The following is a 9,327-nucleotide window of genomic DNA, read 5'->3' as shown; positions in this document are numbered from 1 at the left end:
TCGATCATGTCCAATCCGAGGCGCCACTTCTCCCGATGTCCCACGTCGTCGGGGATCTGCGCCCTTACGCGCCGCTGACCGACATCCGCCGCCGCGGCCGGCGAGGCGGGGTCCCACGACTCCGGCAGGAACAGCCGCCAGTTGACCGGACACGACGCGGTATCGGTGACCAGGTTCAGACTCACCCCGATCTGGCAGTTGGTGACCTTGCCCGCCGTGCCGGTGTACTGCCGGGCCACACCCGGCGACGCGGTCCCGCACTTGAGCCAGCCGGTGTCATCCAACGCCCACGCCGCCGGTGTGATCACCTCATCCATCCGGGACGCCAAGCGGCGACGTACCGGCACCACATCCCACGGGCTGTTCGTCACGAAGTGGTTCAACGCCTGATCGTGCACCCCCGGCAGACGCCCCGCCATCGGCTGGATCGACTTACGCCGCCCGTCCACCATCAACCCACACACATACTGCCCAGCCCGATCCTGCCACCCGGCCCGAGCCAACGACCCGAACACGTCACCAACGAACCCGGCCAGATCGTCGCTCAGACGCTCTACCTCGCGCACATCCACACCGGAGCTAACGACCCACCAAACCCACAGCCTACGAAATATACCAAAATGTGACAAAGCACTACTAGGCGTGGTGGGCCGGCACTACTCCGAGCTGGCCGCGAGCTGGCTGGGGTCCTCGCGCTCGGCGGGGTGATCCTGTGGTGGCGCCGACGCAGCGCCTCCCGGGCCACCGCCCGGCACCTGCTCATACCGGACCTGTCCGCCGGCAAGGGTGTCCGCCGCACCCGGGGCTGGCACGCCACCACCGGCATCTGGCTCACCGTCGGCCTGCTGTTCCTCTCGGCCACCGGGTTGACCTGGTCCCGGTACGCCGGGGCGAACTTCGGTGCCGGCCTCGACGCGCTCAGTGCCCGCGCGCCGGAGATCTCGACCAGCCTCACCACCGTTCCGAACGAGGCGGCCGAAACCGGCGGCCACCACGGGGCCGCCAGCGCAGGCGGTGGTCGAGTCGGCCGCTTTCGATCGGGTGGCGGCGGCCGCCCGAGCGGCCGGGCTGTCCGGCCCGGTCGAGATCGCCCCGGCTGTCGAAGCGGGCTCGGCCTGGGCTGTTACGCAGGTCGACAACACCTGGCCCGTCGCCGTCGACCCGGCCGGCGGTGAGGTCACCGCCCGCAGCGACTTCGCCGACTGGCCGCTGCTGGCGAAACTCAGTGGTCTCGGCATCCAGGCCCACATGGGCCTCCTGTTTGGCCTGGTCAACCAGATTCTGCTCGCCGCGCTGGCCCTCAGGGCGTCATCGTCTGGGGCTACCGCATATGGTGGCAGCGCCGACCCACCCACGCCGACCGCCGCGCCCTCGCTGGCACCCCGCCAGCCCGCGGCGGCATCCGTGGTATGCCGCTCTGTGTCCTGCTCATCGGCGTACCGGTGACCGTGGCAATCGGTTGGGCGCTGCCCCTGTTCGGGATCACCCTGCCGGCGTTCCTCGTCATCGACGTCGTCGTGGGTGCCGTGTCGCGACGGCGACGTCCCGCCGTGGTCCCCCCTCCCCGAGGGGGCCAGCGGGACGGCCCAGGATTTCGGCTCTGTCTCACATTCCGGGCGAATGTGAGACAGAGCCGGAATCGACACACTCCCCATCACGATCCAAGGCTCAAGTGTCCAGGACCAGGGGGCAACTTCCGTCCTCTCAGAAAGTCAGGGTTTAAACGGCCCATGCCGTGGATGAAGCGTTGCTCCCCTGCTGTGGGCACATGCTGGATCGGGTGGGCGATCGTCAGGTCAGACGGTGCCGAAGAAGCTCCGCAGCGCAGGGATTCTGCGGATCAGGAGCTGGTCCAGGGCGAGAATGATCAGCAGGGACAGGCCGAACAGGGGCAGGAAGGCACCGAGCACGACCATCGCGCCGAGCAGGGTCCAGTTGCCCCAGACCGGAAGTTTCGCGCGAGGCGCGGCAAGGCCGGAGGCGGTTCGGCGGCGGGTCCACCACATCATCGGGCCGGTGACGCACATGAAGATCACCGCGAGGCAGAAGAACGTGGACAGGATCGTGTTGAATGTTCCGAGTCGTCGTCCCTCGTGCAGTGCGATGCCCTGGGAGACGACCTTCGCCGCGGCGCTGTAGTCGTCGTAGCCGTACTGGCCGACCACGTCGCCACTGTACTGGTCGACGTGGATGGTCCTCTCCTGGCTGACGTCAGACTCGGCCGGGTTGCCCACGTTGTACCACTGGCTGCTCATCACGCTGAACACGCCCTTTTCGCCCTCGGGGTACATGATCAGGTAAGGGCCGGGAGCGCCCTCGGCCGCAGCCGCCGTGACCGCCCTGTCGATGGAGATCGGGGTGCCGGTGCCGATGCTGCTGCCCTGCGGGGCGTTGCCAGCGGCCCATCCGGCGGGAGCGGACTGGCCGTCGGTGTCCTCAATCTGCTGCCGGATGGTGGACTCCGCGCCGGGATCCTCACCCCAGAGCCCGGAACCACCCTGAACGGCCACCTGCTGGGCCTTAGCGCCCCAGAAACCGGTCCACGGCAGGCCGGAGATCACAAGCAGCAGGATGCCGAGGCCTACCGGGAGGCCGACGACGGCGTGCCAGCCACGCAGCCGGGCACCACGCTTCCCCTTGGCCTGCGCGCCACTTCGGGCGCGGCGGCCGAGGAAGAAGATGATGAACCCGGTAATGGTCAGCACGATCGCCCAGGAGGCCCCGAGCTCGACGATACGGTCACCGACGCCGTCCTCACCGATGAGCAGGTCACCGTGAATGCGCTCGGCCCAGGTGGAGACGAGCTGGTCCTGGCGGAGCTCGCCGGTGACGGTGGAGGTGTAGGGGTCGACATAGATGTTGGTGTTGCCGCCGTCCTCGAGCCCGACGACGAAAAGGGTCGCCCGGTCACCGATGCCATCCTGAACCGACAGGATGGGGCGATCCGGGAACGCCGCGCGGACGGCGGCCTCCTGCGCCGACAGTGCCGTCCGCTCGGCGCCGTCGGCCGCCGGAACCTTGAGCACGCCGGGATGAGTCAGGGAATCGACCTCGTCACGGAACATGTAGGTCATGCCGGTGACGGCGAGGCAGAAGAGAACCGGGATGACGATCAGTGATCCGTAGAAGTGCCAGCGCCAGAACGCGGCGAACCAGTTGGTCTTCTTGAGCCTGGGCGGCGACGACAGTGCCTCGGCGGGGGGTGGCGCGGCGGTTTCGGTGGTGGTCAAGGAAGTCGCCCCTTTCGGTCGGCTTCGTTTTCTTCTTCCAGGTCGGCTGGACTAGGGTTGTAGTCGTGCTAGAGACCCCGTGGGTTCCCCTGTTGACGGCTGTGTTCCTGGCGACAGGCCTGGTCTGCGCCGGCGGTCTCCTCATCCGCCGCCGTGGAACCGTCGGTCACCAGAAGGTCTCCGACACTGATCTGGTCGACATCAGTCACGGCGTGATGAGCGCGGCGATGATCCTCATGCTGTGGGTAATGGTCGAGGACGTGGTCGCTTGGGCGCAGGTCGCCATCTTCGCGATCCTCGCCCTCTCACTGCTGCCCGCCTACCGGCAGGCGCGCGCCACGTCAGGCCGCGTGGACGTCCTCGGCCACATGGCAATGGCCGTGTCGATGATGTGGATGCTCGCGGCGATGCCGACGCTGATGTCGGAGATGGCCGCCAGCGGCGCGGGCTCGGGACACTCGCACGGCGGGGGCAACGCCGCGGCGGCACTCACGGCGACACCGATGTGGGCGAACATGGTGAACGTCACGTTCGTCGTGCTCGCTGCGGGTGCGGCGCTGTGGTGGCTATACCGCGCCGCGACGGTGGCCGGCCACCGACTGCACCTGGCCAGTTACGCGGTCATGGCCGGGGGCATGGCGACGATGCTGGTGCTGATGAACGGTTGACGCGCGACGCTCACATGAGCAGCGTCTGCCAGTAGAAAAGAACTCGACGCCGATCAGCGCCCCGACGACCAGGTACCACCGGCGAGCCCGGCACTGTGCAGACGCACCAGCGCGGTCGACGCCGCCGATGCGGGCACATGCCGGGTGTAAAGGTTGTGCACCATGACCTACCAGAAAATGGCGATCGTGACGACCCAGAGCACGATGCACGGCTCTGGTAGATCAGCCAGTGCACGAACAGAACCCCGAACGTGGCACCCACCTGCAGGCCGAGCCAGCACCAGCGGGGCAGCGTGACGCGGGCCAGGAGCAACACCCCGATCGTGGACCACGCTGAAGACGACGATGCCGATCAACGGGTTGGGGAAGCCGAAGGCCGAAGCCTACGGCGTGACCATGACCGAGCGCAGCACAGGATCGGGTTAATGCTGCACGACGGGCGATATGCCGGGTCGGTCAGCAGGTTCACCTTCTCGATGGTCAGGTCAGCGCGACCAGCAGCACGACGCCACCGCCGACGGCCAGGATCCTCGGTATGACCCGGGCGGCGAACGGCTCCCCGCCTCCGGACGGCCGGTCACCCAGGTCCGGTGCGGCGTGGGTGTCGGCGCTCATCCGTTCAACGCCGCGTCGACCGCACCCTTGAGCGCTGCGTACGTCGCCGGACCGTCGAATCGCTCACCGTTGAGGAAGAACGTCGGTGTGCCCTGGACTCCGGCCGCGGTGCCGTCCTGCTGGTCCTGCCGGATGCGGTCGGCCGTCGACTCGTCGGACACGTCGGCGCGGTAGCGGGTCATGTCAAGACCGAGCTGCTCGGCGTAGCCGGCGAGGACCGCGGACTGGTCCTGCTGCTGGTTGCCCCAACTGCTCTGGGTTTGGAACAGCTTGACGTACATCTGCTCGAACTTGTCCTGCTTGCCTGCGGCCTCTGCAGCCCGGGCGGCGTTCTCCGCGTTGGCGTGCACCGACAGCGGGAAGTTGCGCACCACGTAGGTGATCCGTCCGGCGTACTCCGTGCGCAGTCGCTCGACCTGAGGGAACGCCTGCCCGCAGGCGGGGCACTCGAAGTCGAGGAACTCGACCAGGGTGACCCGGTCGTCACCGGCGGTGCTCAGCCGGTGGCTGTCGGCCCGGACCAGGCGCTCGGCGGAGACCTGCCCGGCCTTGCCCGACTGGCGCTGCACGACCACGAACAGCGCCGTGAGGCCAATCAGCACCACCGCGAGCAGCCCCAACGTCACCTTGGTGTTGGTGCTCATGCCGCGCTTCTGCATCGCGCGGGCCGCTTTGCCACCGGCCCGCCGGTCGCGCTGGGAGCGACGCTCCGGCGTGGTGGTGGATCGCGGATTGTTCGGGCGGGTCTTCGGCATCGTCCCAACCTTCTCGACGGTCGTCAGTCCGTGCCGGAGTCCGGGTGAGGCACGCCACCATAGGATTAGTCGCTCGGCGGCGTCCGTGAGTTCCCGCGGCCGGTCAGGTCCGCACCGTGGTCGCCATCAGGGAACGACCCCCGCCCCTCGTGCTCACCTCGAAGCGCAGTGTCCAGGACCGGCCGGCGGCGAGACTGGCGTTGCCGAGCGCGGTGCGGCCGGTCAGCGGCACCACCGCCACCCCGGTGGAACTGTCGTTGGTGCTGTTGTGCGCGGTCGCCGCCCACCGGACCACCTCGTCGTCGCCGCCCGCACCGCGCCAGCAGAGATGGAGGAACAGGCCGCTGGTATCGCGCCGGAGCCAGGCGCCCAGGGTCTGCCCCGGTCGCTGATCGTCACCGACGTGCGGCGGGGGCAGAAGTCGCGGTCGGCGGTCGGACGCGCCGCGGCGGCGGGTAGCGCGGCGGCGGTCACCACGGTGAGCAGGACCACACCCGTGGCGAGGATCAGCAGCCGCGAGCGGTGCCAAGTTCCGGGCGCGCGGATCGTCTCACCCGTGTGGTTCGGACGCGGCAGTGGACGCAGCACGTGCCGGGGTGGTCCGGCCGCCTCCTGGTGGTGCACGGCGAGTCCGGGAGCTGTCCGGCGCGCGGCCGGTCGTGCCCGCTCCCGGAGGCTCCTCGCCGTGGCGCGGGTCCGGTTCCGGCCGGCGGGGAGCGGGACGATCCGGCAACGCATGCCCACCGCGGCGCTGACGGTGACGAGTCCGCTGTCGGCGGCCGGTTCGAGGCCGACGTCTGGTGGTTCGTCGTCCGGTCCGCTGCGGTCCACGGTCCGCACCAGCACAGCGACGAAAACGATCATGGCCAGGAAGATCGCGAGGCTGGTCACGACAGCCGCCGCCCGAACGCCGTGACGGGATCGTACGTAGGGGTCATGCCTGTCCGATCGGAGCAGCCGGCTCACCATCGCGGCCGGAGGAACGTCTCTGCTCGATTAGTCCGTGTCGGGTGGGCAATAGTTCCCGCCAGTCGGTGGCGTCCGACGATCGCAACGGCCGGCGACGGTGCGCGTACCGCTCACAGCAGGGTGACCGTCGCCGCGGCCATCCCGGCGGACATGAGCAGGTGGCTGCCCGCGACGCCGGCCCGGCCGAGCAGAGCCCGACCGTGCGGCACCCGGAACGCGGCGCCCAGCCGGAGCGCCCAGACAGCCGCCGCGCCTGCCCCACCTGCAAAACCCGCTTTCCTACAAGGAAAACCCGCTACCCACTCAGATCATGACAAAGCACTACTAGTCAGGTCGGCAAGACCCGTCGTACGCGGCAGTAAGCGGGAACCACCAGGGTCGGCGGTGCGACTACCACACCAGCGGTCGGCGCATGCCGGACCGGGTCAGGGCGGGGTGTTATACATGACGGGTGCACACATCCTGGCAATAGGTCTGGCCGTGACGGTCTGCTTGCTCTTGACAGCAAACCGGCGTTTTCCTGATCTACCCGGGGACACCCCCGTCGAGGAGGCCGACCTACCGTCGCCCCCTGAACAGTGCGCGGAGCTGGACCACTCCGCAACGGGCCCCGCCCTCTGCTACCCCGGCCCTCGACGCCAGACGACTCGTCGACGGCAGACGGCTGCACCAGCGACCACAGCGACCACAGCGGTCCGCAATCACGGACGGCGACACGGCCCAGGACTACGACTGCATCACCAGACATCTGCCTGCACCACCGGCAAGGCGTCGCATCTCGGCCACGTCCTCAGCTGTGCGGCTCCCGCCCGCGAGCGTCGCGAAACGCTCACCAGGCCGCAGCGACACCAGCGCTGGCCAGGTGTGCTCGCGGTGTCCGCTCTCACGTTGACGCTGATCGCCGCAGTGACCATGCCGCCGGTCACCGCGCAGGCAGCCCGCGACCGCGCGTTCTGTCCCAGGCGACAGTCGGTAGCGATCAGCGGGGATGGCCACACTCTGCACGTGTGGTTGCAGCGCGACACCGCCTCCACCCTCATGCACCTCTGCTGGACCAACGACGGCGGTCCAGCCGACGAGGTACGCAGCTGGGCGGCCACCGCGGAGGACACCATCGCTCCCGAGTTGCGGACCGACGTCGAAGTCTTGGCGCTTACCGCGCGAACCGCGATCGGACACGTGGCCCTCACCCCCGGTCACACCTGGCGGCTGTCCTTCGAGCTCGACACCGCCTCCGGCACCCTCCCTGCCTTGTCGACCGCGATCCGCATCTGACCGGGCGGTGAACGAGCCGGAACTCCAGCAAGGCCCCGAACGACCAATGAGTTAGCGCCACTGCGACGGCGGATGAAGATGCGACGAGGAGCTGGGTGGAGGATCCACGGATGTCCAAGAAGCGCAGCCGCCCCAACAGGCCAGTTGCTGCTCGCGGCAGGGCAGGCGGTTCCGGACCAGACCGCAGCAGGAAGGCATCTGACAAAGCTGCCAAGGCGATGCACGCCCGACGTGTGAGCACCAACAGCAAGATCACTCTTGGGCTGTTGGCGATCGTGCTCGCCGGGCTCGCCGGGCTCTTCATCTTCGTGCAAAACAGCGGTGGCAAGGATCAGCAAGCAGCTGCCGACCGGGTGGTGAGGACGGACAGCCACCGGCTCACCGCCGCCGAGGACGGCAAGGTCACCATTGTCGAGTTCCTCGACTTCGAGTGCCCGTCCTGCGGGCAGGCGTTCCCTGGCGTGGAAAGACTCCGTCAGGAGTACGCCGGCAAGATCACTTATGTGGTCCGGAACTTCCCGCTGTCCCAGCATGCCAACGCGCAGAACGCCGCCCGCGCGGCCGAGGCCGCCGCGCGACAGGACAAGTTCGAGCAGATGTACGTCAAGCTGTTCGAGACCCAGTCCACGTGGGGCGGGCAGCAGCAGGACCAGTCGGCCGTCTTCGAGGGGTATGCCCAGCAGCTTGGCCTCGACCTGGCGAAGTTCCGCGCCGACCGCGACGACCCGGGCACCGCGGCCCGTATTCGTGACGACCAGAGCGACGGGACCGCCGCCGGGGTCCAGAGCACCCCGTCGTTCTTCATCAATGGCCAGCGCTTCGACGGGCAGGCCACGTACGCCGGGCTCAAGGCCGCCGTCGACGCAGTACTCGCCGGATGAGCGGGCAGGTCACGGCCGCTCCCGGCCCGGTGGTCGTCCCACCGGATCCGACGGTGCCGTTCGCGGCGCGCATCATCGGCTGGGTGCTGGCCGTCTGCGGTGCGGTCGGTACCGCCGCAGCGCTGACCCTGACCATCGAGAAGATCAATCTGCTGACCGATCCGAGCTATCGGCCCAGTTGCAGCATCAACCCGATCCTGTCCTGCGGCTCGGTGATGGTCACGCCACAGGCGGCCGCATTCGGCTTCCCCAACCCCTTGATCGGTATCGCCGGGTTCAGTGTGGTGACCACCATCGGTGTTGCAATCCTGGCCGGTGCCCGACTCCCCCGCTGGTTCTGGCTGGGCCTGCAACTCGGCACGACATTCGGTCTCGGGTTCGTGCACTGGCTGATCTTCCAGAGCCTCTACCGCATCGGCGCGCTGTGTCCGTACTGCATGGCGGTCTGGGTCGTTACCATCGCGATCTTCTGGTATGTCACCCTGTACAACGTCCACCACGAGCCGTTGTTTACATCCTGGAGGATTATCCTCCGGTATCACACGGTCGTCCTCACCGCCTGGTATCTCATCGTCGTCGCGCTCATCGGCGAGCAGTTCTGGTTCTACTGGCGCACCCTGGTGACCTGACTGAGGTGATCTCAGCAAGGTTCGGCGGCCGAGTGGGATGACACGGGCTTAACGTCCATACCGGACGGCGCTGGATATGGACGTGGAGCCATCGGTAGACAGGTTCTTGCGACGGAATCGGTCTCCGAGAGGGCCCCACGTGATCACCTATTCTGCCAGGCTCGACGTCCCCAGGGAACTGGTGCGACACGTGGCGCGGCTTCTGCACGCCGAACGTCGGGCGGTGCGCACTCGCCGCCGTGCGAGGGCGTTGACGTGCTTCTACCAGGCGCTTCTGGTGTTGGTGTGGTTCCGCAAGGGTGAGG

General features: G+C 68.1%; 9 protein-coding genes and 2 pseudogenes. 6 read left to right on the top strand and 5 right to left on the bottom strand.

Features of this window, described 5'->3' with window-relative positions; translation table 11 throughout:
* Positions 1-572 (bottom strand): IS701 family transposase (locus tag GA0070558_RS32205; RefSeq protein ID WP_141722416.1); only part of this gene is annotated, 572 nt, incomplete at its 3' end.
* Between the two features lie 132 nt (positions 573-704).
* Between GA0070558_RS32205 and GA0070558_RS35130 the strand changes: the two are divergent.
* Both GA0070558_RS35130 and GA0070558_RS35125 read left to right on the top strand, forming a co-directional pair.
* A pseudogene (locus tag GA0070558_RS35130) lies at positions 705-914 on the top strand (PepSY-associated TM helix domain-containing protein); the annotation flags it as partial.
* A gap of 100 nt (positions 915-1,014) precedes the next feature.
* Entirely contained in the window at positions 1,015-1,446 is a 432-nt protein-coding gene (locus tag GA0070558_RS35125) for a hypothetical protein (RefSeq protein ID WP_369523404.1), read from the top strand.
* A 350-nt stretch (positions 1,447-1,796) separates the two neighbouring features.
* Here the strand turns inward: GA0070558_RS35125 and GA0070558_RS32195 are convergent, their stop codons facing one another.
* Positions 1,797-3,230 (bottom strand): PepSY-associated TM helix domain-containing protein, encoded by a 1,434-nt coding sequence (locus GA0070558_RS32195; protein ID WP_091287194.1) that lies wholly within the window; start codon positions 3,228-3,230, stop codon positions 1,797-1,799.
* Positions 3,231-3,331: 101 nt separating this feature from the next.
* Here GA0070558_RS32195 and GA0070558_RS32190 point away from each other — a divergent pair, with 101 nt between their 5' ends.
* Positions 3,332-3,898 (top strand): DUF5134 domain-containing protein, encoded by a 567-nt coding sequence (locus GA0070558_RS32190; RefSeq protein ID WP_256092264.1) that lies wholly within the window; start codon positions 3,332-3,334, stop codon positions 3,896-3,898.
* A gap of 173 nt (positions 3,899-4,071) precedes the next feature.
* On the opposite strand, the pseudogene GA0070558_RS34795 reads toward GA0070558_RS32190, so the two are convergent.
* From GA0070558_RS34795 to GA0070558_RS32175, 3 genes and pseudogenes are all read right to left on the bottom strand, one after another.
* A pseudogene (locus tag GA0070558_RS34795) lies at positions 4,072-4,513 on the bottom strand (vitamin K epoxide reductase family protein); the annotation flags it as partial.
* Positions 4,510-5,268 carry a DsbA family protein gene (locus GA0070558_RS32180; RefSeq protein ID WP_256092262.1) on the bottom strand — a complete coding sequence of 253 codons (759 nt, stop codon included), beginning with the start codon at positions 5,266-5,268 and terminating at the stop codon, positions 4,510-4,512. The gene GA0070558_RS32180 and the pseudogene GA0070558_RS34795, both read right to left, overlap by 4 nt.
* A 103-nt stretch (positions 5,269-5,371) precedes the next feature.
* Complete coding sequence (locus GA0070558_RS32175) at positions 5,372-5,563, bottom strand: hypothetical protein (protein ID WP_091287188.1); 192 nt, start codon at positions 5,561-5,563, stop codon at positions 5,372-5,374.
* A gap of 1,562 nt (positions 5,564-7,125) precedes the next feature.
* Here GA0070558_RS32175 and GA0070558_RS32170 point away from each other — a divergent pair.
* The 3 genes from GA0070558_RS32170 (at position 7,126) to GA0070558_RS32160 (ending at position 9,022) form a co-directional block, all read left to right on the top strand.
* Complete coding sequence (locus GA0070558_RS32170; protein ID WP_141722414.1) at positions 7,126-7,512, top strand: hypothetical protein; 387 nt, start codon at positions 7,126-7,128, stop codon at positions 7,510-7,512.
* Between the two features lie 233 nt (positions 7,513-7,745).
* On the top strand, positions 7,746-8,393 hold the full coding sequence (locus tag GA0070558_RS32165) for a DsbA family protein (RefSeq protein ID WP_091287182.1): 648 nt from the start codon (positions 7,746-7,748) through the stop codon (positions 8,391-8,393).
* Entirely contained in the window at positions 8,390-9,022 is a 633-nt protein-coding gene (locus GA0070558_RS32160) for a vitamin K epoxide reductase family protein (RefSeq protein ID WP_091287180.1), read from the top strand. The genes GA0070558_RS32165 and GA0070558_RS32160 overlap by 4 nt, the downstream gene beginning before the upstream one ends.
* Positions 9,023-9,327 lie beyond the last annotated feature (305 nt).

Source organism: Micromonospora haikouensis (assembly GCF_900091595.1).
In the GTDB taxonomy this organism is placed as follows: Bacteria; Actinomycetota; Actinomycetes; order Mycobacteriales; family Micromonosporaceae; genus Micromonospora; species Micromonospora haikouensis.
Note: the sequence above shows the minus strand (reverse complement) of the source record. Positions and strands in the feature narration are given on the sequence as shown.